Raw genomic sequence first — 25,806 nt, 5'->3', positions numbered from 1 at the left:
CGTACGACGCCGGGTGGGCCGGTAATAGACGCTCCGGCGTGGGACCTCCAGCCAGCGACACAGCCGGCTCAGCGATACCGCATGGCCTTCCGCTTCCATCTCCGCCTGCAGCGACCTTACGAGTTCTCCTCGTCGTCGAGCAGGCGCCGCCACTTTTTTAGTGCATAGATCTGCAGGTGGGCCTCACCCAGCGCCTCCCGCGTCTCGCGCAGCTCCGACTCGTACTGCTCGCGCAGATCCTTCGGACGGGACTTGAAGCCGTTCTCCATGTTCTTCTGCGCCTCGTCCATCCAGCTCTCGACGTCGGACACCGCCAGATCATGCTGGCGCGCCACCTCCGCCACCGTGGTCTTGCCCTTGAAGATGTCCCTCACCACGGCCGTCTTGCGCTTCGCCGTCCACCACTTCACCGGTGCTTCTTCGCTCATCATGCCCTCCTGTTGGCCCCACAATAACCTGTGCAGCCGTCGAGGGGGTCACTTCAATTTTCAATCAGGCGATCAGGTAGGAGGTGCTGAAGGCCTGGACGGCCAGCATCTGTCAGCGGATGGATATGTGATAATGCAAATTATACCAACGGTAGGTGGTCAGTACGATTACGACGTAAAGTCCAATTCAGTGGGCCAAGCTGCCTACGGCTGGGGTTACGGTTATGGCATAAGCTTCCCCGTCAAGAGGACAAGTCATTCTTAGAGTCCTCGGCCGTTGAATGGAGCTGGGCGTAGACCACCGGGGGGGGTAGATCACCGAGGGCGTCATGCGCCCGCCCCTCGTTGTAGTCCAGGACCCAGCAGTGGGTGATCTCGCGTTCTCCTCGAGGTCGTTGGACAGGTATAGTTCCAGGACCTCGCTATCAATCGCAGGGAAAAGCTGCCTTTAATCCTCTTAGTAGTACAAGAGCAATCGGAATGTCGTCCTCAAGGTAGACCCGACTATTCGCATCGAATTCTTCGTTCAGGATTGACAGATGCATGTTCGCATCCGCTCTGAGGTCACTAGGGGGGCAATACAATGGGCTGTCACCTTCATGCTGAATGGCAATATTTGCCCACGAATATGCTAAACCCATTCCATGAATCATTAGCCTGAATGCATCGTCATCCTTGTAGCTCTGGTAATCTCTAGCGCTAATTTCGGCACTCGCATTCCCAGGCAAAAACGCCAAATAAAACAACGATAAAATCAGCGGTATAAACACTTTCTGCATTTGTCTGCTCTCCGTCACAATAGATGATTTTTGTCCATGCTTTTTAGTTGCGCAATTGCAGTCGCAACTTAAACCCGTCACCATTCACAAGAAAGTAATGAATTCAGGCCCCCTAAAACGCTGGATGCTCGTATGCACTCATTTCATGCAGCTATGGCTGGCTCAGCCAAGTGGGCCGTGCGCACCTGGGCCGGTATCCGATGGCTATGGCGCTGGAGCAACCAATGCCGGTTGAGCCGCTCTTTGAACGCCGTAAGCTCACAACGCAGCTCCTCGGCGGTCTCGAACCGCCGGATCCGCAGCAACTGCTCTGTGTGGGTACGGATGAAACGCTCAGCGCTCTCGTTCCCCTGCGGCGAGCGCGCTAAGCTGGGACTCGACTCGATACGGTGAAACACCACTTCGTTTTGGCAATGGCCACTGATGTACTGCGGCCCGTTGTCGTGGCGCAGAGTCAGCCCCATGGCAACCTCTTGCCTCAATGCTCCCGAATGCCCTGATAAATCGGCTCCAGCGCCTCGTGGCGCGTGCCGGGGCGGGCAGCATGAATACCGACCACGTCGCCCACGAAGAGATCGATGGCCACGAAGATGGTCGCCATCATCCCCTCGCCAGTCAACGCCTGCGTCGCGTCCGTTCCCCGCATCTGGTTGGGTGCCTCGGAGATGATGGTGCCATGGTGGACCTGCAGCCCCCAAGCCGTCCCCTGTCGATGAGGGGCCTGCAGTCCATGGTCGGGCAGCAGCCGAAGCAGTCGTTTCTGGCAGATGGCTACATCCAGGCCCTTCAGCCGCGCCCAGAACTTGCGGCAGCCCTCGCCGGTTATGCCCAGTGCCTCGGTATCGCGAATCACCCCCGCGCACCAACGCCAGCAGTGTTTCATCTGGAACAACCGACGGGTGCGCCGAGCGTTGAGGTGTGCTCGTGCTCACCGAAGCCGCTCGGCGGGCATACACCGTCGATCGGGGTACGTCCCATAGCCGGCATAGCCGAACCTTGCCATACGGCCGGCGTGCGGAGATCGAGCAAGCACGGATTATGGATTCGATCTCCGCTTCCCTTCATGCCGGCCACCAGCTTCTCCAGCAGTTTCTTGTCCTTTGGCAGCTCGCCGACCTTGGCCTGGAGCGCCTTGCGCTCCTGCTCCAAGGCCTCGACTCGCGGATCGCTGCTACGCCGCATGAGACCCGAAAGGCCCCTCTCCAAGAACGTGTCGCGCCATTCCGAATGAAACGAGGCCGGCGGCCCGGTCTCCCGTGTCCACTCATCCAGACTTTCGCTCCGCAGCAGCCTCAATACCACCTCCTGCTTGCACTCGGCTGACTAACGCTTTTCCTCGCTCATGAATACCTCCTCTCGTCAGACTAACCTGATAACTCTGGTGTCCAGGATAATCCATGGGCAACCCAACAAGACGCAGCCAGGCGGCATTGGTGTATTGGCACCCACCGGTTCTCGTGCAGGGGAGCTTACGGTCACAGACACCCAACAGGCCGCCCCGGCCCAATGTCCTTCCAACAATGCGTTGGCGGACCAAGGGCCCGGATGCAAAGCCATTAATCAGTGCTTATCTAGGGAGGGCCGCAAGTAAGGGTATCATGTCGACTGTGTATTGTTTGGTGGAGAGATGCGCCCACCATGTTTCCAGCTTGAGTCTGTTGTTATTCTGATTTAGGGTTTCCGCCGACAACATATGAAGGGGATGGAGAATGAGGTGGAATGTTACTTTTGAGCAGGGTGGCGAATCTCATAGCCGTGAGCTCTCGGCCCCGAATGCTCGTGCTGCGGAAGTGATTTTAAAACAGAGCTATCCCGATGCGTCGGTGGTCGAAGTGGAACCGCTGGACGGTGAGGCGGACGCGGCAGCGGTAAAGTCAGGTCCGCAATCAGGTGATGGAGGCGATCCGGCTGAAGAGGCGTTGCGGGCTCGAGACGCGCTCGGCCCAGCTCTGAATGTTATCGGATTCATTGTGATCGCCATTGGCGTGATTGGAGGATTTGTCAATGCTGCGCACCTTCCGGAACAAGCGAGTGGGCTGGCAATTGTGGCGTCGGTTCTCAGCGTTTGGTTCTATGGTGTGGTCAGTGGCCTTCTGATCCTCGGAGTTGGGGCGATTGTCACCTATCTGCATCGCATTCAGGCGATGATGGCGCGCGATCGGCTGCAGTAATGCAACAAATGTAGAGCTCGTAGGCTTGTCTCATGCGGTGGGGCAGTGCCTATAGCTGGCAGAAACGTGGCGATGATTACGTCATCTTCTCATGGTGTTCTTGGGCCCAGGCGAGGAAAATTGCGAGCTGCACTGCGTACGGGCTGAGCGAGACGGCTTTCTGTGCGTCGGGATGGAAGGTGACGATGACTTCACCTCGGGCGGCGGTAGCTTCCCGGGATGGGTGGCCCATCCGACCGTGCTCGATGGATAGAAGGTGGCCAACCTTATGACGCCAATGCTGCAACTGCTCCGACGGATTCGCGGCCCGGGAGCCGGGTTTGGCGGTGTGATACCCGATGAACAGCTCCCGGAGCTCCAGATGGTCCAGCAGACGTACCCAGCGTTTGAGGTCGGGTACGCTTTTGAGCTGGAGCGTCAGTAGTGGGGCTGTGGGGACCATGGCGTGGGTGAAAGTGTCCAGCAGTTTTTTTCGGTCGCGTGGCGTCAGCGCGGGCGTCTGTTCGTTTCCATACAGGTAGGACCAGGTCGTTTGGAAGGTTGGACGCTCGTTGACATGCGGCGGTGCGAGCAGGCAGTCGGGGTCATCAGGGCGGCTGCGGCGCAGGCGGAGCTCCTCGGGAAGGGTCCGAAGCAAGGCCGCGTAGCGCTCGAGGGTAGGTCTGTCCCACGGAAATGCGAATTGGCCGGTCGGGGACCCGGTGGAACACTCGGTCTCGTTGATGGCCCGGATCAGGAGGCATGCCCGGTCCAGTGGGTCCGCGGGTTCCTCCATCGGTATGGGAGTGCCGCAGTGGGTGCCGGCCGCCGTCCGCTCCCGGAGTTTCGTCAGGGACGAGCCCGAGGGCAGTAGACCGTCGGTGATGCGGTCCATGGCCTCCGCCGGGGTGCCGAAGTTCGTCTCCCGACGAACTTCACGGATCCGCGGCGCGCTCCGCCCGGTGATCGCCTCGATCTGTCGGGTGTCGAGTCCGTCGATCATGCGGCGGACGGCACGTCCGAGAATATCGTCCAGGGTGTGGACGTAATGCTCGATGGTGATCTGGGTGTCGGAATGGCCCATAAGCCGCGAGACCAGACGCAGCGTCCGACGCTGCGTGGGGCTTTGGTCGCCAATGAGTTCGCGGCGAAGCTTTCGGGGATCGGTCGGGGCCGCCATCGAACGGGCCTGTGACCAGGGAGGGAGCGGTTCCTCGCCTTCGCCTTCCAGTTCCCAGAAGTGTAGCAGCGTTCGGGATGCGAACGAGTGGCGCAGATGGTGAAAGCGGATATCGGGATCGCCCGTCACCTGGGTCATGGCCCGGGTTGCCGCATCCAGAAGCTGATCGTTGGGGCGTATCGGCCCGCGGTCTGGCAGCGCGAACAGTGGCGCATCTTCGGACCCATCCGGCTCGGCCCGTCGGTGCTCCTGCCATCTCGTCAGCCGTTGCAGTAACGCCTCCGGCAACATGGCGTGAAGGGGTAGGACGCGCTGCGCGTTGCCGCTCTTGAGCAGACGCAGGCCGTTCGGCCGCACCAGCAGCGAGTATTCCGGTGGGCTTTCGACGTCGCCAATCAGGATGCCCGCGGCCTCACTGCGACGTAGACCGCCGTAAAATCCCAAAGCCATGATCAGGGTTAGCACGGTGCCGACCGCGGGATTGTCACGGTACAGCTCGTCCACCCAGTCGAGGGTGCGCTGAAACAGGGCCTCGTCCAAGTAGTTGGCGTCGGGCGGGCCGTGGGTCACAACATGCTGCGGCGACTCCAGCGTCTCCAGCGGGAGTGGCGACCGGGAGTGCGCTTCCATCAGGAATTGATGGAAGCTGCGAAGGCCTCGGGCCACGCGTTTGCGGCTGCGCGCGTTCGGCGTGTCCTCAAGGGCGCTGGTGTAGAGTTCGATGAGATCGTCCGCCGTGAGGTCTGCCGGATCCGTATCGCCAAGCTGACCGGCGATGCGGCCGGCTACGGCGTTGTAGAGTTCATAGACGGTGCGGCGCCGCGGCTTTCGGCCCGCTCGTGCGGGTGTGCACAGCCGGTTTGCGACCCAGTCGGCGAGCCGCCGGACACTCGGGAGCAAGGGTAGGGGAGTCCGGCCCCCTGTCGGGTTGGCGGTCGGATGCGCCTCGATCCAGTCGCGAATGGGCTGTGGATCCGGGGGATCGTTTTTTCGGATCAGACGGGTGAGATCGAGCAGTTGCGCGGGCCAGGCTTCATGGCCGTGCGGGTCGGCGTCTTCCTCCGTCGTGGCGCCTTCTGCAGGAGCAGAGCCGTTCTCCGAGATTTCGGACCGATGGCCCGGCTCCGTGGCTCGTGGAGGCAATGAAGTCCGGATCCGGTCCGGTGGAAAGATCAGTCGTTCATGCACGCTGACCGGAAGTGACGTGGCCACCCGCTCACCCGCGGCGTGGGCGAGGAGGTACGGCGGGACGTAAAGCGCCAGATGAAGGCGGGCGACCTTCTGCAGTTGACTCCAGTTGCGCGGGAGCTGGTCGGAGAAGCCCAGCGTCTCGGCGCATTCCCTGATCCAGCGGTAGAGGAGCGGCCCGTCCGCCCGCGTCCCCGGAAGGCCGGGAGGCAGGCCTTGGTTTCCATCGCGGACGAGCAGATGGCGCGTGATCGGGTCCGGATACCAGCGCAGGTGCAGTGGCATCGTTTCGTCCTTGAGATGGTGATACAGCTCCATCCAGTGGTGGTGTGCGGGAGCCTGATGGAGAGAGTGGCCGAGAGCCCAGAGCCACCGCGGGCGCAGAAGGCCGCCGAAGAGCAGGGCGCTCAGGAAAATCCGGCCCCACCGGGCCTGAATCCGTTCCGGGTCGATCGGAGAGGCGAGTTGGTTCAGAAAGGTGTCCACCAGGTCCTGATGGCGGACCATGTCGAGAAAGTCATGGTGCTGGAACGGCGAGGAAGGCGCCGGCGGTAAAGGGACGGGCAGGTCCGGAATGACGATCCGCCACCGACCGACGCGGTTGCCGGTATCGAGGATTTCGGCGACGCGTCGCTGGGCAACGAAGCTGCGGCCCGCAGGCGCCTCGGCGCGGACCTGTAACATCAGTGTGCGCGTGTCGCTTTTCGTCCACTCGAGGTCTTCGGGCGGCTCGACCGAGGTGAGCCTCGGGTATTGCTCTTTGAGGATGCGCCAGACGCACAGGAACTCGTCACCATCCTGTGGTTCCTCCCGGGTCGCTTCGGTGGGATCGGGCTGGCGTTCCCCGATCGGGTTCCAGAGGTGCCTCCAGCCGGCCCAGATCGCGCGAAGATCGTCGTCGAGCCCGCCGTCGCCCGGTTCGCCAGACATATCGCTCATGGCGCCACAACCCTGTAGCCGATGTCCTGCATGAGTCTGTCCAGATACGGACGGATCGCCTTTCGGTAACGGACCGGATCGAACGCGGAGGGAGCACCCCAGGGTTCCTCGCCGTAGCTCCAGTGGCCGAGATGCGTGTTGATGATCGTGGCCGGACAGCCCTGAGCGGTGAGATAGCTGCGCAAAAGGTGACGGCCGGCGTTGTCGAGTGGCCAGGCGGCGGGGAGCACGCGATTGCATTCCTCACGCAGACGTCTGCCCGTCAGTTCCACGGGGACCCAGGTCGTCGGATCCTCGGGATCCCCGGCGTCCAGGAAAAAACAGGTGGAGCGAAGCGCCAGTTCATACTGATCGCTCTGATATGCGCTCCGATCCCGGTGCTTGGTGGCGGGGCAGGTGAGGCTCGTGGGCAGCCCTGGAAACGTGGTGAAAAGGACGACCAGGTGCTCCATGTAGGCCTCGATCTGCTGGATCACCTCGGGCGGTAGCACCACGAGTCGGGCATGGGACCCATCCGACCGGTCCTTCTCCTGCAGGGCGATGGTCCCGGTGGCGTGGTGCCGGGCCGAAAGGTCCGGAACCGGCGTCCGGATGGCGCGACCGCCCACCGCCAGGGTCAGTCCGAGGGCGGTGTACGCCGTCATCAGGTTGTGAGCGTTCAACCAACCCGCCGCATCGCGACGGTGGGGCGGGCCTTGGCTGTGGAGTCTGCCGCTGAGTTCAGCAATCAGATCCGAAATGGATTCGGCCCGAGGTAACCGATCATTCCCTGTCCAGCTCTCCGGGATGGCGGTGCCTGGCGCGCGGTAGTTCCAGAGTCTTTCGTACGAGTGGTCGCGTTCTTCATCCAGTCCGCTACCCGCGAGCGCCGTTTCCAGATGCTCATGGTAGATACGCGCCAGCTCCCCACGTTCCCACGCCGTGTAGAAATGGTGGGTCCGGGCGAGCGGGTCATCGGTCCCGAATAGCAGGGCCGGCGCAAGATGCTGACCTTCCTCGGCCCAGGCGAACCAGCTTGGCATGATGGTGGCCAGATTTTTGAACTGACGCCATCGTGGTTCCACCCCGGCCTGTTTCAGACGCGGGACGATGTGACTGTCCCACAGTTTTTCGTACGTGCTTTCGTTGTGGGTGAAGTGCCGTTGGGTCTTTCGGTCGGAAGGCGTGCGGTTGAGGTGCTGGCCAACCCCGAGGATGTCCTCGAAGACAACGCGGGGCCAGTGTTCGATCGCCTGCTTTCGCTCTTCCTGGGCGAGTGGATGTCGGGGCGGAGGGTTGTAGGGCCGCATCCACATCCGGTAACCGGGGTTGTACGCCAGCTTGAACTCCGCCGGCAGTTGGCTTATGCCGTCGACGCACTGGGTTCTCCTGACGGTATCGGGCGGGGACCCGGTGACGAGGGCGATCGCCGCGAGCAACACCGTTTCGCGACGTTTGTTCCGCTCTTCGCGTCGGCTTGCCGGCTCGTCATGCGGCCCATCAACGGAGGCCTCGGAAAAAACTGCTTCGAGGGTTTGAAGAATCCGGTGGAGCTGGGTAAGCCGGATCCGTCGGAGCTCAACACGAAAGCGCTGGCTTTCCATCGCGATGCGCCGGCCTATGCTCCGCGCCCGGGCATAGACCGATCCCAGAGGTGGCAGATCCTTCAGATCGAGCGGTGTCCGATCCTCACCCGGTTCATGGCCGAGTATGGCCTCGAACGTGATCTCGGCGCCTTCATCAACCTCATACTCTTCCGGCGCGAGTCCGCTGGTGAGCAGCTCGTTCTGGTGTTCTTCGCTTGGAACGTGGCGGTTTGCCCGGTATTCGTCGGTGCCCCAGCTCGCCTGGAGCAACCGATTGTCTTGGTGGTGCTGGAATCCATGATGGTCCGGCTCCATGGCGTCGACGTCCCGACCGCGTGGCGAGCCGGTTCTTTGGCCCCCAGATCTGCCGGTCCGGGTCCTTTCGGAGATGCCTCGGAAGGGCAGGTCGTGCGCCAAGGCCATGATCTCGGCCAGGTACCCGCCGTACTGCGTTATGAGAGTTTGGCGCTTGTCGGCGGCCGGTTGGCTGTCGGATGGCGACGCCTGTTCCTTGATCTCGAGGAGTGTTTCCGCAAGCCTTCTGGGGTCCTCCCGCACGTGACGGACCTTGAGGATCAGCCAGCGGAATGTCGGCTCATGGGCCCATCGGACCACCCTGCTTGCATGGTATGGGTGCTGATCATGACGAGGGCGCAAGCCTCTCAGGTACAGCAGGATATGGGCAGCCAGCAGATGGGCCTGTAGCCATTTATAGGTGTCGGGCTCGGGACCTTCTGCATCGTCATGGACGTACCAAAGGGCGCACCAGACCGGATGGGTCGTCAGTATCCCTGTGAAAGGGTGCTGCACTCGTTCTCCAGGCTTATCTTCCCGATACAGGTGCGTAGCCCCCGACCACAGGGGGTCCCCGCGCGGAATGGCGCTTAGGGCGTCATGCCATTCGCGTAAGACGTCCACCGCGCCGCCCCCTTCTTCCCCTGGAAGGAGCTTCTGGACCCGGGGAAGAAGGTGACCGAGGTTCTGCGCGATTGGACACACTCCGGCCAATGAATCGGGCATTTGTAGAAGGGGGCGGACTCGTTCGACCAGGTTCTCCGGGGCGGGGTGGTTGATACGTCGCAGCGCCCCGTAGAGGTTCTCCACCTGGGAGTCGGAGAGAAGGACCTTTTCACTTCCCGCCATGGCCGTACCGATCTCTGCAGTGGCTTTTGTAGGTGGACAGCGATACACCGAGGAAGCGCGCGATCTCGGGTTGGGTCGGCTGCCTACCCAACATGATCGGGAGTACTCCATCCGTATGTGCGGTCTGCCACCGTTTCGGTAGCTCCGCGCTACCTGAATGTTCGACGGTCGGGACGAGTAGATCGTCGACCGCATGCCTCAGATCGCTATCGGAGTCCGGAGCACTCAGGACAGGGATTTGTTCGTCCGCCGACAGGCACGCTTTCGCGACGCTGAGGCTTGGTATGCCGGCGACCGGACGGTAGACACTCTTCCCGTGGGCGGTGTCCGGCACGGCGATGATGGGGCGCTGAATGAGGAGTTCCTTCACCGCGTCGGCCGTGAGGCTGGGCGCAACCGGTATGGGAGGGCGCATCGTCACCGGGTCGTCCAGCAGCTCGCCTACAGGCACTCGGATCCATCGTGGCAGGGAGCTTGGCATAGCGCCCTCGTAGCGATCAGGTGGTGCTCAGTCTGTCAGGTCAGGATTCGGCTAGCAATGCGATGGCTCTAGAGCCTTTTCGAAAACAGAATTGTGGATTCCTGTGTGACCCAGGATGACCCTAAATTCCAAGAAAGTCGATTATGGCGGGCTTTTTGGGGCTTGTGGGGCGGGGGGTCAGGGGCTTCCGCGGACCATGTCAAGGTGGTGCAACCAACTGAGCTACGCGCCTGTCGTGTCCGAGACGCGTATTCTACAGCGTCTTTAGGGTGTGTCAAAGGATGCTGTAAGTCGATGATTCCTTGAGCTCCTTCGTGCGGAACATGTCGCGTTGACCACGGACGTCGGGTTGCAGTCCGGTCATCGATCGCTCAGCTTTTGCGGCTGCCGTAGGTGACGACGGACTCGATGCGTTCGGCGCGTTCGGGGTCGAGGACATCGGTCCGGGCAAGGGTGGCGGCGTCGGCGTTGATGACGTCGCGCACGCTGCCGAGGCTGCGCAGCAGGTCGCGGGCGTCGTCCGCGGCGACCCCGGGCAGGCCGCTGAGGATGAATTCGGCGACCTTGCGCCGATTGTCCGACTCGGCCTCACGGTCGACGGGATCCGGCTCGATCTGTGCGTTCAGGCCGGTCAGATAGATGAGCATGCCGCTGTTGTCGGCATCGGGGCTGGGCAGCACGCTGATGCCGAGGGCGATGGTCAGGTGGGCCAGGGCGCGGTGGATGTCCAGCGCCTGCTGGTAGAAGCGGGGCTCGTACAGGTCCCCTTCGACGATGTAGATCACCTGCCGGTAGTTGGCCTTCAGTTTCGCGGCGTTCTCCCAGAGGCTCTTGTCGACCACGCTCAGGACCATGTCGGCCGCGGATTTGCGTTCGATCACGACGCCGTTGGGCAAGACGTAATCGCCCACGTCCAGATCGGTGAATTCCAGTTCCACGCCCTCCAGCTCTTCGATGCGCTGGATGATCTTGCCCTTTTCGCGCTTGTCGACGCGGATTGGCAGATGAAGGTTTTCCATTGGGGACTCCGATTGTGTGACCCGCACGCAGTCTAGGCGGAGCGGAGGGGGTAACTCGCAATCCCTCATGCAGTCTCGGATACCGGCCGGGTCCTTGTATTCAGGAAATCAGTCGGCCCCGGCGGCACGGAGCTGCTGGTAGACCTCGTCCGATTCGCTGATGTGGAAGTTGTCGTCCAGAAAGTCGTAGGCAGTCTGCCCTTCCTTGTTGGTCAGGCCGGGGTCGGCGCCGAGCGCCAGCAGGGCCTCGACCATGGACGGAATGTTGTGGGCCGCGGCGTCCATGAGGGGAGTGGAGCCGTTTTTGTCCCGCGTATTGATGTCTGCGCCGTGCTCGACCAGGGTCTCGACCATGGCCGGGTCGTCGCGCAGCGCGGCCTGCACCAGGGACGTCCAGCCGTGTACGTTGCGCACCTCGATGTCCGCGCCGTGGTCGATGAGAATGGTGGCCACTGCCGGCTCGTGTTGTGCGGCGGCGACCATCAGGGCAGTCCAGCCTTCTTCGTCCCGCGCATCGACTTCGGCGCCGTGTTCGATCAGGGTCTCGATCATGGCCGGTTCGTTGTTCCCGGCGGCGACCATGAGGGCGGTGCTCGCAAAATCGTCCTGCGCGTTGACGTCGGCACCCAGTTCGATGAGGGTCTCGGCCATCGCCGGTGTCTGGTGCTTCGCGGCGTCCATGAGCACCGTCCAGCCAAAGTCGTCCCGCCCTTCGACGTCGGCGCCCTGGTCGATCAGAAACTCGGCCATGGCCGGTTCGTTGTCTGCGAGTGCGAACATCAGGGGCGTGACGCCGTTATCGTCCCTTGCATTGACGTCGGCACCCGCCTCGAGCGCAGCCGTGGCCTCTTCGGGAGTGCCTTGCGTCGCGGCCTCGAAAAGCCGGTCCGTTGGGTCGGCAGCAAAGGCGGTTTGCAGGGACAGGGCCAGGAGGGCGCCCAGGGTGATGGTCGGCAGCAGGGGGCGTTGGGTACGGGACATCCTTCTCTCCTTTGAATGACGCGGTTCCGGGACACCCGGGCAACTGTCGCGCCCCCCGGGTTTGGCGGAAATACGGTGAGATCGATCATGCCACATCCGGCGGCGCATCGCCGCTGAGCGCATCCCGCAGGGCTTGGCACTTCCACACCTGGTTGCTCGAAAGGCTGAACGCCCTGACCCGTGGACGTGATGCAGAAGCATTTCTGGCGCACTACCGCAACAAATACCACGGAGGACCGGACCAGCCGCCGATCCGGATGGCCGTGGGAGACGATGGCTCGCTGGTTCTCGACCAGACCCGAGCGCTGCAGAATGTGATTGACGGTTACACCTGCGTCCGAGAAGGCGACGTCGCGGTGGCGAAGATTACTCCGTGCTTCGAGAACGGCAAAGCCGCCATCATGCGCGGTCTCACCAATGGGGTCGGGCTTGGCACGACAGAACTGACCGTGCTTCGGCTACGAGGCCCGGTTACCACGAGCAGCTAGCGATGATCGAGGAGCAGCGGCGGCTGATCGAGTCGAAGCAGTCCCCCTGTCTTTCAACCTGCAGCGACCTTACGAGTTTTCCTCGTCGTCCAGCGATGCGCCGGCCTGTTCGAGGAAGCGGCGTACTTGCTCTTGCCGGCGGAAGGCGCCCTGGCCCGATCTGCGCGTTCGCGTGAGGGGGATGGATTCCCCGGATTTCAGATAGATGACTGGCCTGTGGGCGGGTTTGCTATGGCCGGAACGCTGTGACCTCGACCAGGTCGTCTCTACGGCCACCCGGCTGATGTCCTGCAAGGGGATGTCGCGGATCTTGCCGGGGCTCCCCGGCTGCCACCAGCGCCGTTCGGCGACCTGTAGCTGGTTAACTCCGGGCGGCAGCCACAGGGCCACTACATTGCGCTGGAACAGCAGCAGGTAGAGACCCAGCACGCTCATCGCCAGGGGCATCCACAGGCCGAACGTGACCTGGTGGCTCATGTGGAAGTCTCCGCCCTGACGGACATCGTCGAGGCCGGTGTTGACCTCGTCCACGATGGATTGAACGCCGGATCGGCCGCTCCGGCTGTAGCCCAGGATATCCACCGAGCCGTCGTCCAGCTGCAGGTTGGCGGAGTAGGTGCGGTCGCCGTCGCTGTTCCGACTCTCGCCCAGTGTGGCCTGCTGGATCTCGTCCAGGGGGTAGCGGCCCTCGGTGGATTCATGGATGCCGAACGGGGCCGATCGGGTGAGTTCGCAGTAGCGCTCCTCCGCCCCGCAGGCGAGATGCGTGCTGCGGCCGAACGTGGTCAGGAAGATCACGCTCATCACGAGCACGAAGAGCCCCATGAGCGGAGTGCTCCAATTCTTGAATACCAGTTGGTTATCCACGGTTTCGCTTCTCCTTGTGGCTGGCCTGAGCATGTGCGTCGGGGCGTGGCGTGAACCGCACCATCGACCGAACAATGAAACCGGATGTCAGCCCGGCCGAGACACCTCCGTTTGGAGGGGGCGACATTGCCTGACGGCCTTTGATGATCTCACTCGAAATCCGGAACCCTCGGGGTTTCGTTCAGGCGCTCGGTCGGATTCGCCTCCGGTAGCAACACAGTCGTGCGTCATCTTCCGCGGCGGCCGACGGTGCTTGAGATTCGGAGGAGGCTGCGGTAGAAAGACCCTGTAATGGAAGAGGTTGTGTGATATGGATATCGGGGAGGAGCGTCGATGAACATCAATATCCACATGTTGATCGGCGGCGTGTTGGCGCTGCTGGTAGTGCTGTGGGTTTGGCAACGGCGCCGTCTGCTGCGGCGTGCCGAGGCCGAGCAGGCCGAATGGCAGGCACAAAGCCGCCAGGTAGACGCGATTCAGGAGGCCACGAAGGAACGGGAAGACGTCGCCAACCGGCTGGCGGAGCTGGAGCGATCCGGCTGCGACGAGGACGCCCTGAAGTCCCTGCGCGTCGAGCTGGAGGCCATCGACGTGCGATTGACGGAGCGGCTGGAAGCGATGACCGGCCGTAGCGAAGGCGCTGCAGCTGGAAAGCCTCGCGGCTGACTACGATGCCCGTGCGAAGCCTGTGTCGATACGGGCTGTGCACATTCGGGGATGTCGACAGGTTGCGGGCCCGGGATCGAGTCCGGGTGTCTTTGGGTCCGCCCCCCGCCTGTGGGATACTCCCGCACCTAACCGCCCGAGCATTATCCATTCCGGAGGCAAACCGTGGACGAGAATCGCAAGAAGGCCCTGACGGCCGCGCTGGGTCAGATCGAGAAACAGTTCGGCAAGGGTGCCGTGATGCGCATGGGGGACCGCCAGGCGGTGGATGTGCCCTCGATCTCCACCGGTTCGCTGGCGCTGGACGTGGCGCTGGGTATTGGCGGCGTGCCGCGCGGGCGCGTGGTCGAAGTCTACGGGCCGGAATCCTCGGGCAAGACGACCCTGACCCTGCAGGTGGTGGCCGAGGCGCAGAAGGCCGGCGGTACGGCGGCGTTCGTGGACGCCGAGCATGCGCTGGACCCGACCTATGCCGAGAAGCTGGGCGTGAACGTGGATGATCTGCTGGTCTCGCAGCCGGATACCGGCGAGCAGGCCCTGGAGATCGCCGACATGCTGGTGCGCTCCGGCGCGGTGGACGTGGTGATCGTCGACTCGGTGGCGGCGCTCACGCCCAAGGCCGAGATCGAGGGCGAGATGGGCGATTCGCACGTCGGTCTGCAGGCGCGCCTGATGTCGCAGGCGCTGCGCAAGCTCACGGCCAACATCAAGCGCTCGAACACGCTGGTGGTGTTCATCAACCAGATCCGCATGAAGATCGGCGTGATGTTCGGCAGCCCGGAAACCACCACCGGCGGCAACGCGCTCAAGTTCTATTCCTCGGTGCGCATGGATATCCGCCGCATCGGTGCGATCAAGAAGGGCGACGAGGTGATCGGCAACGAGACCCGCGTGAAGGTGGTGAAGAACAAGATGGCGCCGCCGTTCAAGGAGGCGCATTTCGAGATCCTGTACGGCGAGGGGATCTCGCGCGTGGGTGAGCTGATCGAGATGGGCGTGAAGGAAGGCCTGATCGACAAGGCCGGGGCCTGGTACAGCTACAACGGCGAACGTATCGGGCAGGGCAAAGAGAATGCCCGGCAGTTCCTGAAGGACAACCCGGACAAGGCCGAGGAGCTCGAACGCAACCTGCGCGAGCGTTATCTGCCGTCGGCCGGCGGCAAGGGTGCGGACGACGCCGAGGCCGCGGTCGAGGATGCCGAAAGCCCGTCGTAAGGGCGGGGCGCCGGTCGACCCGGCCGATCCCGAGGCGGCCCTGGAGGCCGGGCTCAAGCTCCTGGTGCGGCGCGAACACGCTGCACCGGAGCTCGCGCGCAAGCTGGCGGAGCGCGGCTTCGAGCGGGACGCGGTGGATGCCGCACTGGAGCGTGCGCGCGAACTGGACTACCTCAACGAGACCCGTTACGCCGAGTCCATGGCGCGCCACCGGGTCGGGCAGGGCTATGGCGAGCAGCGCATCCGTGCCGAGCTCGCGCACAACGGGATCGATGGCGACACCGTGAGCCTCGCCATCGAGGCGCTGGAGGTCGACTGGGTCGAACAGGCCCGCGGCCAGCTCGAACGGCATTTCCGTCATCCCCCCGCGGCCCGCGAGGACGAGGCCCGCATGCTGCGTCATCTGGCCGGTCGCGGCTTTCCCGGCGATGTCGCCCACCGGGCGCTGGCTGCCTGGAAGGACGAGGCCCCATAGGACGCAGGACGCAGGAGGCCAGCCCTCTGGCCGATGGGGCATTATTGACGTCGAATCGGCCAGGGGGCTGGCCTTCTGCAGCATGGCCCGAGGCTGCGGGCGGCAATACGCGGGTCCGGGGCGAGCGTGATACGATTCCGCTTTTGACCCCATACCCGACCGGACACGCATGAAGAGCGCCGAAATACGCCGGAGTTTCCTCGATTTCTTTGCGCAGCACGACCATACCGTGGTGCCGTCCAGCCCGTTGGTGCCTGCCAACGATCCCACCCTGCTGTTCACCAACGCGGGGATGGTCCAGTTCAAGGATGTGTTCCTCGGCCGCGAGAAGCGCCCGTACAGCCGCGCGGCGACCAGCCAGCGCTGCGTGCGCGCCGGCGGCAAGCACAACGACCTGGAGAACGTGGGCTACACCGCCCGGCACCACACGTTCTTCGAGATGCTGGGCAACTTCTCGTTCGGGGACTATTTCAAGCGCGATGCGATCCACTACGCCTGGGATTTCCTTACCGACGTGCTGGGCCTGCCCCCCGAGCGGCTGTGGGTCACGGTCTACGAGACCGATGACGACGCCTACAACGTCTGGGCCAACGAGATCAAGGTCCCGGCCGAACGCATCATTCGCATCGGCGACGATCCGGACGGTGGCTCGGACAACTTCTGGCAGATGGGCGACACCGGGCCCTGCGGTCCCTGCACCGAGATCTTCTATGACCACGGTCCGGAAGTGGCGGGCGGACCGCCCGGTTCGCCGGATGAAGATGGCGATCGGTACATCGAGGTCTGGAACCTGGTGTTCATGCAGTACGACCGCGACGCGGACGGCACGCTGAATCCGCTGCCCAGCCCGTCGGTGGATACCGGCATGGGCCTGGAACGTCTGTCGGCGGTGCTGCAGGGCGTGCATTCCAACTACGAGATCGACCTGTTCCAGGATCTCATCGCCGCGGCGCGGCGGGTGACCGGCGCGCAGGAAGCCGATTCCGCCTCGCTGCGCGTGATCGCCGACCATATCCGGTCGATCGCGTTCCTGATTACGGACGGCGTGCTGCCCTCCAACGAGGGGCGCGGCTATGTGCTGCGGCGCATCATCCGCCGGGCGGCGCGTCATGGCTTCCAGATCGGCTCCGAGGATGCGTTCCTCTACCGCCTGGTGCGCCCGCTGATCGACACCATGGGCGAGGCCTATCCCGAGCTGGTCAAGGCCGGCGAGCAGGTGGAGAAGGTCCTGGAGAAGGAGGAGCGCAAGTTCCTCGAAACCCTCGACCACGGCATGAAGATCCTGGAAGAGGACCTGAAGGATCTGCAGGGACGGGTGATCCCGGGCGAGACCATCTTCCTGCTCTATGACACCTACGGCTTCCCGGTGGACCTGACCGGCGACATCGCGCGCGAACGCGGCCTGGAACTGGACATGGCCGGTTTCGAGGCGGAGATGGAAAAGCAGCGCGAGCGGGCGCGCGCCGCCTCCCGCTTCAGCATGGATACCGGCAACCTGCCGGGGCTGGAGGACCACACGACCGAGTTCTGCGGCTATGAATACCTGGAGGGCGACGGCCACGTGCTGGCGCTGTTCCGCGAGGGCGAGGCCGTGGACCGCCTGGAGGTCGGCGAAGAGGGCATCGTGGTGCTTGACCGCACGCCGTTCTACGCCGAGTCCGGCGGCCAGGTGGGCGACATCGGTACCCTGTCGGGCTCCGGCGTGCGTTTCCAGGTGCAGGACACCCGCAAGCAGGCCGCGGCGCATCTGCACGTGGGCCAGGTCCGCGCCGGCACCCTGGAGGTCGGTCAGAGCCTGTCCGGCTCGGTGGAGGGGCCGCGGCGCGAGGCCATCAAGCGTCACCACTCCGCCACGCATCTGCTGCACAAGGCCCTGCGCGACCAGCTGGGCGATCACGTCCAGCAGAAGGGCTCGCTGGTGGACTCCGAGCGCCTGCGGTTCGACTTCACCCACATGGAGCCGCTGACCACCGAGCAGCTGAAATCGATCGAGGATCAGGTCAACGCCGAGATCCTGGCGAACGAGGCCACCGACACCCGCATCATGGACATCGACTCGGCCATGGAGTCGGGTGCCGTGGCCCTGTTCGGCGAAAAATACGGTGACGAGGTGCGGGTGCTGAAGATCGGTTCCTCGGTGGAGCTGTGCGGTGGCACCCACGTGGAGCGCACCGGCGACATCGGGCCGTTCCGGATTACGGTCGAAGGCGGGGTCGCCGCCGGGATCCGCCGCATCGAGGCGGTGGCCGGCGAGGTGGCCCTGCGCTGGATGGACCAGCAGCTGGGCCATCTGGATGCGGTGGCGGACCGCCTGCGGGCCGGCCGCGCCGACGCCCCGGACAAGGTGCGCCAGCTGCAGGAGCGCAATCGCGAGCTGGAGAAGGAGATCGAACGCCTGAAGGGCAAGCTCGCCAGTCAGGCCGGCGACGACCTCTCCAGCCGCGCGGTGGAGGTCGACGGCCTGAAGGTGCTGGCGGCCCCGGTGGAGGGCGTGGAGCCCAAGGCCCTGCGCGACATGGTCGATCAGCTCAAGCAGAAGCTCGGCCGTGCCGTGGTGGTGCTGGGCACCGCCACCGAGGAAGGCAAGGTCTCGCTGGTCGCCGGGGTCACCAAGGAGGAAACCGACCGGATCCGCGCCGGCGATGTGGTCGGGCGCGTGGCCGCTCAGGTCGACGGCAAGGGCGGTGGCCGGCCGGACATGGCCATGGCCGGCGGGCAGAGCCCCGATAAACTCGAGGCGGCGCTGGCCTCGGTGGAGGACACCGTTCGCGAATTGCTGGGCTGACCAAATTCCGGATTGGAAGGGCGGGTTTGCTTTGGATGCATCCCGATTTCGTGTTTAATGCGCCGCCTTCGGGCCGGACAGGGATTCTGCAATGGCGTTGCTGGTACTGAAATTTGGCGGCACCTCGGTCGGGACGACCGAACGCATCCGGGCGGTGGCCGAACGCGCGCTGCATCTGCGCGAGGAGGGCCATCAGCTGGTGATCGTGGTGTCCGCGATGAGCGGCGAGACCGATCGCCTGCTGGGGCTGGCGAACGAACTCAACCCGCGGGTCGACGGGCGCGAGCTGGATGTCCTGCTGTCCACCGGTGAGCAGGTCACCATCGCCCTGCTGGCGATGGCACTGGAGGCGAAAGGCTGTCCGGCGCGCTCCTATACCGGTGCCCAGGTGACCATCCGGACCGATAGCGCCTACAACAAGGCGCGGATCCGCAGTATCGACGACGCCCGCGTGCGTGATGACCTGGAGGCCGGCCGCATCGTGGTCGTGGCCGGCTTCCAGGGCGTGGACGAGGACGGGGCGATCACGACCCTGGGGCGTGGTGGCTCCGACACCACGGCGGTGGCGCTGGCCGCGGCCTTGAAAGCGGACGAATGTCGCATCTATACGGATGTGGACGGAGTCTACACCACCGATCCGCGACTGGTGCCCCACGCACGGCGCCTCGAACGAGTGACCTTCGAGGAGATGCTGGAGATGGCGAGCCTCGGTTCGAAGGTGCTACAGATCCGGGCAGTGGAATTTGCGGGCAAGTATAACGTCCCCTTACGTGTCCTTTCGTCGTTTGGCGAGGGACCCGGGACACTCATCACCACGGAGGAGGATGCAGCGGTGGAACAGGCGCTGGTCGCGGGAATCGCGTTCAATCAGAACGAGGCGCAGCTGACGGTGGGCGGCGTGCCGGATCAGCCCGGGGTCGCGCATCGCATCCTCGGGCCGGTGGCGGATGCCAACATCGAGGTGGACATGATCGTGCAGAACGTCGGCGAGGACGGCCGCACGACCGATTTCACCTTCACCGTGCATCGCAACGACTACGAGAAGGCGCTGGAACTGCTGCAGGGGGCAGCGGACGAACTGGGCGCCCGCGAGGTCTCGGGCGACGTCCATATCGTCAAGATCTCGGTCGTGGGTGTCGGCATGCGGTCGCATGCGGGTATTGCCAGCCGGATGTTCGAGGCCCTGTCGCGGGAAAACATCAACATCCGGATGATCTCGACGTCGGAGATCAAGATCTCGGTGGTCGTGGACGAAAAATACCTCGAACTGGCGGTGCGTGCGCTGCACGATGCCTTTGAACTCGAAGAGGAGCCAGCCGGTCTACCAAAGGAGCAGGGGTGACGACTCAATCAACGGATTCCGGGCGACCGACCTCGTCCGACACAGGTACTGTGGAGAAAAGCATGCTCATACTGACGCGTCGGGTGGGGGAGACCCTCATGATCGGCGATGACGTCTCCGTCACCGTTCTGGGTGTGAAGGGCAACCAGGTCCGGATCGGCATCAATGCGCCCCCGGACGTGGCGGTTCATCGCGAAGAGATCTTTCAGCGGATTCAGGACGAAGATTCGGAACACGGCTCCGGCGACAATCGCGGGAACGAGTGACGTCCGACGCTGCGATCTCCGTGCGGCCCGAATGAAGGTAAAATCATCAATTCGGGGCCGCGCGGGCTTTCATTCCGCGGCGTGAATCCGTATCCTCTGCACCGCAGTTACGGAGAGTTGGCCGAGTGGTTGAAGGCGCTCCCCTGCTAAGGGAGTATGGGTCAAAAGCCCATCGAGGGTTCGAATCCCTCACTCTCCGCCAGAACGCAAAAGGCCCGCACGGCAAGTGATGCTCGTGCGGGCCTTTTTTGTGGGCACGTAAGCCGGGATCGGTCAGTTCATCGCGCGGCGGCGTTCCTCACGCTGATAGAACAGCAGGGCGACGTTGATGGCACGTTCCAGGCGGGCCGACATCTCGATGATCGCGCAGCCGGCATACGAATGGCCTTCGCGAGTGGAAGGGCGCGAGTTGGCCAGTTTGACGGCGCCGGAGACCCTTTCCTGCACGTCCGGGAGCAGCAGGTTGGTGAATTCCAGGCGGCTGCCATAGGGGATCTCCTGCAGCACTTCATTCGGCAGTTCCACGCACATGCCTTCGGCTGAAAGGTCCACCACCGATCCCTCGATCGGTTCTTCGTGCATCTCGCCCTGGATCTGCAGGGTCGGGCGGTTGCTCAGGGGGATATGAACGCGGAAGGTCTCGCGACGCTGCAGGTATTGCAGTTCGGCGGGATACGGACACTCGTAGAGGTCTCCCGGCGATTCGCTCACGATCTGGCGGACCTCGGTGGTAAACCGCACGGCCACGCCGCGCAGGGTCGCGAAGACGCGCAGGGGCTGGCCGGGCCGGATCCGCTGGTGGAGGGAAGGGGGTTGCAGCTGGTCGAGGTAGAGACGTCGCGCGTCGGCATCCAGACGGATCAGCGCCGAGGTGTACAGCGGGCCGCTTTCTTCCAGGCGGATACTGACCAGGGTCAGGCCATGGTCCAGGTCGCGCAGGATCTGGCCGATGCGTTCCGGGGTGTCGACGGTATAATCGTTGTCATCCATGAGGGCACGTCGCGTCCGAAGTGGGTTCGCGCATCATACACCCTGTGACGGAGTTCACGCCTGTCCGGACCAACCCGGGCTCAGGCGCGGGTGATGGTCTGGCCGGTGGTACGACGGTGGCGGGCCTTGCCGTAGGGATCGTAGGTCGTGGCCGGGCCGCTGTCCTCGCCGCGCAGGATCTGCATGGACATCTGCACCCGGCGCTGGTTGCGTTCGATCAGCCGGGCATTGCCCTGGTTGAGTTCGTTGCAGCGTTCGATCGTCGCCCGCAGCGCCTGCCAGCGGTCATTGAGGTGCTCCCCTCCCTCCAGCCGCGCGAACAGCCGCGCCACCCCTTCCGGGGTGAACTCGGCCCCGCGGGCCTCGATCCATTGCTGCTGTTTGCGGGTTTCGGTTTCCAGTGCCTGCAGCAGTTCCTGCTTGCGCTGGACCGCGGCCTGCAGCCGATCCGGTTCGCGTGACTCAATGGCCCGGGTTTCCTCCAGCAGGATATCCTCCAGCCGTTGTCCGAGACGGATGGATTCCTCCAGGGAAGGACGAATTCCGGTTTCGTCGGTCACCATCGGATCACCGCAGCAGGCCTTCGATTTCCATCATGCGATCGGCCAGCTCTTCGTTGTCGATCGGGTAGTTCCCCTGAGCGATCGCCTCGCGGATCTCGGCCACCTTCGCCTCGTTGAACGGTGCGGCCTCGCTGGCTTCGCCGCTGCCGTTCATGGCCTGGGCGGCGCCGGTCAGGGTGACGGCGTCGCCGCTGGCGGCATCGCCATTGCCGGCGCGATCCACCCCGTTACCGCCGGTGCGGGCGTCGTCGTCACGGCCGCGGACTCCGCCGTTCTGGCTGTCGGGGCGCAGGCCGTTGATGTTGGGGCCTTTGATATCCATGACTTTGTCCTGTCGTTTTACTGGTCTACCGCGTGTATCGGCCGGAATGCCCGAAACTGTAGGGTCGGTTGCGGGATTTCCGTCACATTTTACTACAGGGCGACGCGAACCGTGCCCGATGGCTGGACCTCGCCCTCGATCTCGCGTCCGGAGGAGGTGTTGCGCACGCGGATCCAGTCGCCGGCCGTGGCGTCCTCCAGGGCTTCGCCCTGCATGCGGATAGTGACGCTGCCGCTGTTGGCGAGGATGGTAACGCGCTGGCCGCGCTGGATCACCTGACGTTCATTAACGTGCTGCTGGCCGATGACCTGGCCCTGGCGAATCGCGCGGCGGGTCTGCAGACCGACCACCTCGGATGCGTCCTCGAAATAATGGCTGGCCTGGCGCGACGTCTCGATGCGCTCCATGCGCAGATCGCCCGGCCCCAGGGTCTGCTGGCGCGACAGGTTGCGGCGGGCCACCACCACCTCGGCGTGGCGTTCCACGGTGGCCGGAACGTACACCGACCAGGTCACCGGCCCGGGACAGCGGATGTTGACCGCGGTATTGCCCCTCGGGCGGCCGCCGGGCGGCAGCGAGGCCTCCAGGGGTTCTTCGCAGCGCTTGAGGCGCAGGCGGTCGTCGACATGACCGAGTTGCACCTCCACATCGTCGCCGTTGTGGTCCCCAAGCTGCTGGTGCAGGAACCGTTCCGCGCTGTCACGAATGTTCTGCACCGGCTCGATCTCCGCTTGCGCGGTCGGGGCGAGGAGCGCGAGCATCAGAAGAAGCGCACCCCCGCTGCGGCCCGGGCTGCGGTACGGGAGCAAAGCCTGTAACTTGAAAAGGTGCATGTCCGGTCACCGTTGACCCTGTGTCTTCGTCACGGAATACATGCAGATTCTGTGCCATGGCATCCGGCGCCTGTCCTGCGCGTCCGATGCGTGGTTCAAGCTCCCGCCGGCGCGGCCGTTAGCAGGGAGAACAACCCAGGGGGCGAGAACCGTGAGTCAGTTTATTGACGACGTGAACCAGCGCACGCAGATGGTCGGGCAGAACCGGATGGAGCTGCTGCTGTTCTATCTGGGCGGCACGCAGACTTTCGGGATCAACGTGTTCAAGGTGCGCGAGGTGATTCCGCTGCCGCAGTTGCGCCAGATTCCCGGGTCCGCCGGGGTGGTGCGGGGCGTCACCACCCTGCGCGACAAGACCGTGCCGATCATCGATCTGGCGCGGGCGATGGGCATGCAGTCGACGCGGGCCGGGGCGGACGGGCAGCAGAAGGTTGTGATCACGGAGTTCAACCGCTCGGTGCAGGGCTTCATGGTGTCGGCGGTGGATCGCATCGTGAACGTCAACTGGGACCAGGTGAAGTCGCCCCCGCGCGGCACCGGTCGTGAGTCGTTTCTGGTGGCGGTCACCGAACTCGACAACAAGCTGGTGGAGATCATCGACGTGGAGCGCGTGCTGTCGCTGGTCAATCCGTTGCCCACCGAGGTGTCGGAAAGCGTGCGTTCCGCAGTGGCCGAGCAGACACCCGAGCGTCGGGAAATCGTCATCGCCGACGACTCGGTGGTGGCCCGCCGCCAGATCGAAAGCGCCATCCAGGGGCTCGAGTGGCCCTACGTGCTGTGCAAGGACGGGCGTGAAGCCCTGGATTACCTGGAGGAGAAAGCCGCCGAGGGTCCGATCCACGACACGGTCGAGCTGGTGATCTCGGATATCGAAATGCCGCGCATGGACGGTTACACCCTGACGGCAAAGATCCGCGAGAACGAGCGGCTGCGGCCGCTGCGGGTGCTGCTGCATTCCTCGCTCAGCGGCGAATTCAATACCGACATGGTGCGTCGGGCCGGTGCGGATGCGTTCCTCTCCAAGTTCAACCCGGACGAACTGGCCAGTGCGATCCTGGAACAGATCAACAAGACCGCCTGAGATGTCGGTGGTTGCCGGGGGCGAACGGTTGCCGGCCCGGCCGGGGCGGGTGGCCGGCGCTTGCCGCCCCTTTGCAGGCTGCGGACTCCCGCAAGGCCGCCTCGAAGCCCTATACTGTGGCGGCATGGAATCATCGAACCGAACAACCAGCGGACGGCGGACGGGCCCGGCACGCGTCAAGGCGGAGATGTGTGCGTGATCGATTCCCGTGACTACGAAGAATTCGCGCGCTTTCTCTCCGAGTGCTGTGGCCTGGTGCTGGGGGACAGCCGCCAGTACCTGGTGTCCAGCCGGCTGTCCCGCCTGCTGGATGAATTTGGCTACAAGGACGTGCCGGAACTGCTGCACGCGCTGCGCAAGGCGCCCAGCCCGAAGCTGCGCACGCGCGTGATCGACGCGATGACCACCAACGAAACCTCCTGGTTTCGCGACGGTTTTCCGTTCGAGATCCTGCGCCACGTGATCCTCCCGGAGCTGGCGTCCACTCGGTCGTCGATCAAGGTCTGGTCGGCCGGGTGTTCCAGTGGCCAGGAGCCCTACAGCATCTCGATGGTGGTCTCGGAATGGGAGGCCTCGCGCCCGCGCCGGGTGGTGCCCGTCAGCATTCTCGGCACGGACCTGTCCGAGGGCGTGCTGGAAGACGCCCGCAAGGGAGTCTATGACGGTCTGAGCATCGTGCGCGGGCTGAGCGAGTCGCGGCGGTCCCGGTTCTTCCAGACCGTGCCCGAGGGGCACAAGATCATCCCCGAGGTGCAGCGCCGCTGCCGGTTCCAGAAACTCAATCTGGTCGACAGCTACGCGGCGCTGGGCAAGTTCGACATCGTGTTCTGCCGTAACGTCCTGATCTATTTCTCCGCCGAGACCAAGCGTCAGGTCCTTGACGGTATTGCGAAGCAGCTTAACCCCGGTGGCTATCTGTTTCTTGGCGCTTCCGAGACGGTCGGCCCCTACAGCAAGGCCTACGAAACCGTGCGCACCGAGTACGGTTCGGTCCTGCGTCTGAAGGGCTGAACCCCGCCCGCGCCGGGCCTGCAACGGGCCCGGCGGTCGTTTCCGACGCGGTGATTCGCCGCGTGGCCGACCGCGCGCCGGCGTCCCTCCCAATCCTTTTCCCCTTTTGCCGGCAGCCAATGGCACGGCGATTGCATCGTCGTGGTCAGGCAACGGATGCCCGCCATGCGCGGGCCGGACGGAACGGGATGAGCATATCGCTGGACAAGGCACTCGGGATTCTGCCGGAGTCGGTGAACCTGCGTTCGCAGCGCATGGAGGTTCTGAGCTCGAACATCGCCAATGCCGACACCCCCGGCTACAAGGCGCGGGACCTGGATTTTCGCAGCCAGCTGGAGGCGGCTTCGGGGGGTGGTGGCCAGCTGCAGCTCAGCAAGACCCGGGCCGGTCATCAGGATCCGGGGACGGCCGCCGCGGGCACCGGGGCCGAGCTCAAGTACCGCATCCCCTCGCAGCCGTCTCTGGACGGCAACACCGTGGATCCGCAGATGGAACGGGCCGCGTTCGCCGAGAACTCGGTCAAGTACCAGAGCAGCCTCGAATTTCTCAATCGCCGGGTTTCCGGCATTCGCGATGCCTTCCGGGGCAATCGCTGAACCTGACGGGAGGCCACTGCCGTGAGTGATCTGTTCAATCTGTTCAATACCTCGGCTTCGGCGCTGACGGCACAGTCGGCGCGGCTGAATACGGTGTCTTCGAACCTGGCCAACGCCAACACGGCGGCCGGCAGCGCGGAGGAGGCCTATCGCGGGAAACACGTGCTGTTCCAGGCGGCGATGGACCAGGCCAACCGCGACGGTACCGCGACGCCGGTGCGGGTGGCCGGGATCGAGGAGTCGGATGCCGAGCCGCAGATGCATTACGAGCCCCATCACCCGAAGGCAAACGACGATGGCTACATCTTTCGCCCGGCGGTCAGCGTGGTCGAGGAGATGGCCAACATGATGTCGGCCTCGCGCAATTACGAAGCCAACGTCGAAGTCATGGACACCACCCGCCAGTTGATGATGCGCACGCTGCAGATGGGCGGACAAGGCTAGGAGACCGGA

At 64.0% G+C, this 25,806-nt stretch carries 26 protein-coding genes and 1 tRNA gene; 13 read left to right on the top strand and 14 right to left on the bottom strand.

From position 1 onward, the window contains the following. Positions 1–116: 116 nt before the first annotated feature. The 5 genes from F787_RS0112070 to F787_RS16150 form a co-directional block, all read right to left on the bottom strand. Positions 117–428, bottom strand: coding sequence for a transposase (locus F787_RS0112070; protein ID WP_028492336.1), 312 nt, complete (start codon positions 426–428; stop codon positions 117–119). 425 nt (positions 429–853) lie between these two features. Next, positions 854–1,207, bottom strand: coding sequence for a hypothetical protein (locus F787_RS16815; RefSeq protein ID WP_155989610.1), 354 nt, complete (start codon positions 1,205–1,207; stop codon positions 854–856). A 143-nt stretch (positions 1,208–1,350) separates the two neighbouring features. After that, a complete protein-coding gene (locus F787_RS16160; RefSeq protein ID WP_051246141.1) occupies positions 1,351–1,671 on the bottom strand; it encodes a hypothetical protein in 321 nt (106 codons plus the stop codon). Positions 1,672–1,685: 14 nt separating this feature from the next. Beyond that, positions 1,686–2,090, bottom strand: coding sequence for a hypothetical protein (locus F787_RS16155; protein WP_155989609.1), 405 nt, complete (start codon positions 2,088–2,090; stop codon positions 1,686–1,688). Then, a complete protein-coding gene (locus F787_RS16150; RefSeq protein ID WP_028492335.1) occupies positions 2,087–2,503 on the bottom strand; it encodes a hypothetical protein in 417 nt (138 codons plus the stop codon). Before F787_RS16150 ends, F787_RS16155 begins: the two co-directional genes overlap by 4 nt. A gap of 413 nt (positions 2,504–2,916) precedes the next feature. Between F787_RS16150 and F787_RS16810 the strand changes: the two genes are divergently transcribed. Continuing rightward, positions 2,917–3,378 (top strand): hypothetical protein, encoded by a 462-nt coding sequence (locus tag F787_RS16810; RefSeq protein WP_155989608.1) that lies wholly within the window; start codon positions 2,917–2,919, stop codon positions 3,376–3,378. A gap of 76 nt (positions 3,379–3,454) precedes the next feature. Here the strand turns inward: F787_RS16810 and F787_RS0112045 are convergent, their stop codons facing one another. From F787_RS0112045 to F787_RS15690, 4 genes are all read right to left on the bottom strand, one after another. Beyond that, a complete protein-coding gene (locus F787_RS0112045; RefSeq protein WP_028492334.1) occupies positions 3,455–6,664 on the bottom strand; it encodes a site-specific integrase in 3,210 nt (1,069 codons plus the stop codon). Further along, positions 6,661–9,039: a hypothetical protein gene (locus F787_RS16505; RefSeq protein ID WP_231373437.1), complete on the bottom strand. Its 2,379-nt coding sequence runs from the start codon at positions 9,037–9,039 to the stop codon at positions 6,661–6,663. The genes F787_RS0112045 and F787_RS16505 overlap by 4 nt, the downstream gene beginning before the upstream one ends. Before the next feature lie 1,185 nt (positions 9,040–10,224). Continuing rightward, on the bottom strand, positions 10,225–10,872 hold the full coding sequence (locus F787_RS0112030; RefSeq protein ID WP_019590392.1) for an ERCC4 domain-containing protein: 648 nt from the start codon (positions 10,870–10,872) through the stop codon (positions 10,225–10,227). A 108-nt stretch (positions 10,873–10,980) separates the two neighbouring features. Beyond that, entirely contained in the window at positions 10,981–11,853 is an 873-nt protein-coding gene (locus tag F787_RS15690) for an ankyrin repeat domain-containing protein (RefSeq protein WP_019571075.1), read from the bottom strand. 11 nt (positions 11,854–11,864) lie between these two features. Here F787_RS15690 and F787_RS17205 point away from each other — a divergent pair, with 11 nt between their 5' ends. Then, a complete protein-coding gene (locus F787_RS17205; RefSeq protein ID WP_231373436.1) occupies positions 11,865–12,341 on the top strand; it encodes a hypothetical protein in 477 nt (158 codons plus the stop codon). Positions 12,342–12,410: 69 nt separating this feature from the next. Here the strand turns inward: F787_RS17205 and F787_RS0112010 are convergent, their stop codons facing one another. Then, positions 12,411–13,208 carry a hypothetical protein gene (locus F787_RS0112010; RefSeq protein ID WP_026331510.1) on the bottom strand — a complete coding sequence of 266 codons (798 nt, stop codon included), beginning with the start codon at positions 13,206–13,208 and terminating at the stop codon, positions 12,411–12,413. A 333-nt stretch (positions 13,209–13,541) separates the two neighbouring features. On the opposite strand from F787_RS0112010, the gene F787_RS0112005 reads away from it, so the two are divergent. From F787_RS0112005 to F787_RS0111975, 7 genes are all read left to right on the top strand, one after another. Beyond that, positions 13,542–13,874, top strand: coding sequence for a hypothetical protein (locus tag F787_RS0112005; RefSeq protein ID WP_028492331.1), 333 nt, complete (start codon positions 13,542–13,544; stop codon positions 13,872–13,874). Positions 13,875–14,039: 165 nt separating this feature from the next. Continuing rightward, on the top strand, positions 14,040–15,089 hold the full coding sequence (recA, locus tag F787_RS0112000) for a recombinase RecA (RefSeq protein WP_019022264.1): 1,050 nt from the start codon (positions 14,040–14,042) through the stop codon (positions 15,087–15,089). After that, positions 15,070–15,564 carry a regulatory protein RecX gene (locus F787_RS0111995; RefSeq protein WP_028492330.1) on the top strand — a complete coding sequence of 165 codons (495 nt, stop codon included), beginning with the start codon at positions 15,070–15,072 and terminating at the stop codon, positions 15,562–15,564. The genes recA and F787_RS0111995 overlap by 20 nt, the downstream gene beginning before the upstream one ends. Positions 15,565–15,733: 169 nt before the next feature. Further along, positions 15,734–18,349 (top strand): alanine--tRNA ligase, encoded by a 2,616-nt coding sequence (alaS, locus tag F787_RS0111990; protein ID WP_028492329.1) that lies wholly within the window; start codon positions 15,734–15,736, stop codon positions 18,347–18,349. 91 nt (positions 18,350–18,440) lie between these two features. Beyond that, positions 18,441–19,691, top strand: coding sequence for an aspartate kinase (locus F787_RS0111985; protein WP_028492328.1), 1,251 nt, complete (start codon positions 18,441–18,443; stop codon positions 19,689–19,691). Between the two features lie 62 nt (positions 19,692–19,753). Further along, on the top strand, positions 19,754–19,957 hold the full coding sequence (gene csrA, locus F787_RS0111980; protein ID WP_019022261.1) for a carbon storage regulator CsrA: 204 nt from the start codon (positions 19,754–19,756) through the stop codon (positions 19,955–19,957). Positions 19,958–20,068: 111 nt separating this feature from the next. Further along, a tRNA-Ser gene (locus F787_RS0111975) sits at positions 20,069–20,159 on the top strand. A 71-nt stretch (positions 20,160–20,230) separates the two neighbouring features. Here the strand turns inward: F787_RS0111975 and F787_RS0111970 are convergent. The 4 genes from F787_RS0111970 to flgA form a co-directional block, all read right to left on the bottom strand. Beyond that, on the bottom strand, positions 20,231–20,947 hold the full coding sequence (locus F787_RS0111970; RefSeq protein WP_024328322.1) for a flagellar brake protein: 717 nt from the start codon (positions 20,945–20,947) through the stop codon (positions 20,231–20,233). An 80-nt stretch (positions 20,948–21,027) separates the two neighbouring features. Continuing rightward, complete coding sequence (locus F787_RS0111965) at positions 21,028–21,510, bottom strand: flagella synthesis protein FlgN (RefSeq protein ID WP_028492327.1); 483 nt, start codon at positions 21,508–21,510, stop codon at positions 21,028–21,030. A gap of 4 nt (positions 21,511–21,514) precedes the next feature. Next, positions 21,515–21,832 carry a flagellar biosynthesis anti-sigma factor FlgM gene (gene flgM / locus F787_RS0111960; RefSeq protein ID WP_018871227.1) on the bottom strand — a complete coding sequence of 106 codons (318 nt, stop codon included), beginning with the start codon at positions 21,830–21,832 and terminating at the stop codon, positions 21,515–21,517. A gap of 92 nt (positions 21,833–21,924) precedes the next feature. Then, positions 21,925–22,593, bottom strand: a complete 669-nt coding sequence (gene flgA / locus F787_RS0111955; protein WP_028492326.1) for a flagellar basal body P-ring formation chaperone FlgA — start codon at positions 22,591–22,593, stop codon at positions 21,925–21,927. Between the two features lie 223 nt (positions 22,594–22,816). Between flgA and F787_RS0111950 the strand changes: the two genes are divergently transcribed. The 4 genes from F787_RS0111950 to flgC all read left to right on the top strand — a co-directional run bounded on the left by F787_RS0111950 (position 22,817) and on the right by flgC (position 25,797). Further along, entirely contained in the window at positions 22,817–23,746 is a 930-nt protein-coding gene (locus F787_RS0111950) for a chemotaxis protein (protein ID WP_028492325.1), read from the top strand. Between the two features lie 195 nt (positions 23,747–23,941). After that, complete coding sequence (locus tag F787_RS0111945; protein ID WP_019022256.1) at positions 23,942–24,757, top strand: protein-glutamate O-methyltransferase CheR; 816 nt, start codon at positions 23,942–23,944, stop codon at positions 24,755–24,757. A gap of 188 nt (positions 24,758–24,945) precedes the next feature. After that, positions 24,946–25,353: a flagellar basal body rod protein FlgB gene (gene flgB / locus F787_RS0111940; protein WP_019570793.1), complete on the top strand. Its 408-nt coding sequence runs from the start codon at positions 24,946–24,948 to the stop codon at positions 25,351–25,353. 21 nt (positions 25,354–25,374) lie between these two features. Then, a complete protein-coding gene (gene flgC / locus F787_RS0111935; RefSeq protein ID WP_024328327.1) occupies positions 25,375–25,797 on the top strand; it encodes a flagellar basal body rod protein FlgC in 423 nt (140 codons plus the stop codon). Positions 25,798–25,806: the final 9 nt, after the last annotated feature.

This window comes from Thioalkalivibrio sp. ALE19, from assembly GCF_000428605.1.
In the GTDB taxonomy this organism is placed as follows: Bacteria; Pseudomonadota; Gammaproteobacteria; order Ectothiorhodospirales; family Ectothiorhodospiraceae; genus Thioalkalivibrio.
The sequence above is the reverse complement of the archived record's forward strand: the minus strand, read 5'-3'. Positions and strand labels throughout refer to the sequence as shown.